The organism is Stenotrophomonas sp. GD03877 (assembly GCF_029840555.1).
Classification (GTDB): domain Bacteria; phylum Pseudomonadota; class Gammaproteobacteria; order Xanthomonadales; family Xanthomonadaceae; genus Stenotrophomonas; species Stenotrophomonas geniculata.
In genome coordinates, this window is the sequence record NZ_JAOCCT010000082.1 from 1 (window position 1) to 883 (window position 883).

Here is an 883-nt window from a genome sequence, read left to right on the forward strand (position 1 = left end):
GCAGGCGCACTACCCGGACTTCATCGCGCGTCTTGAGGCCGAAGACCGCCCGCTGCCCGAGTATGTGCGCGAGGAGTTCGAGACCTACCTGCGCTGCGGCGTGCTCGAGCACGGCTTCCTGCGCGTGGTCTGCGAGCACTGTCGTGCCGAGAGGCTGGTGGCGTATTCCTGCAAGAAGCGCGGGCTGTGCCCGAGCTGCGGCGCACGGCGCATGGCCGAGTCGGCGCGGCATCTGGTGGACGAGGTGTTCGGCCCGCGGCCGGTGCGGCAATGGGTGCTGAGTTTCCCGTACCCGTTGCGCTTCCTGTTCGCCAGCAAGCCTGAGGCGATCGGCCCGGTGCTGGGCATCGTGCATCGTGTGATCGCCGGTTGGCTTGCCGATCAGGCCGGCGTGCCGCGGGATACGGCGCAATGCGGCGTGGTGACCCTGATCCAGCGCTTCGGCAGCGCGCTGAATCTCAACATCCACTTCCACATGCTGTGGCTCGACGGCGTGTACGAGGACACCACCGAGCGTCCGCAGCGCAAGCCGCGCCTGCACCGCACCCGTGCGCCCACATCGGCGCAACTGACGGAACTGGCCAACACCATCGCGCATCGCGTGTGCCGGCACCTGACGCGCAAAGGCTGGCTGGAAGGCGAGGACGAATCCGTGTTTCTGTCCGACAGCGCGGCGGGCGACGACGGCATGGACGCGCTGCGGATGAGTTCGATCACCTACCGCATCGCCACCGGTCGCGACGCTGGCCGCAAGGTCGTCACCCTGAAAACGCTACCCGGTGATGCGGGTTCTCTGGACGGCGACGCCGGCAAGGTCGGCGGCTTCTCGCTGCATGCCGGCGTGGCCGCGGAAGCACACGAAAGCCACAAGCTCGAAAAGCTG

1 protein-coding gene is annotated in these 883 nt (G+C 67.7%); it reads left to right on the forward strand.

Annotated elements, in window-relative coordinates; all coding sequences use genetic code 11:
• The coding region (locus N5D20_RS24675) for a transposase zinc-binding domain-containing protein (RefSeq protein ID WP_172675197.1) at positions 1-883 on the forward strand (883 nt) is incomplete at both ends.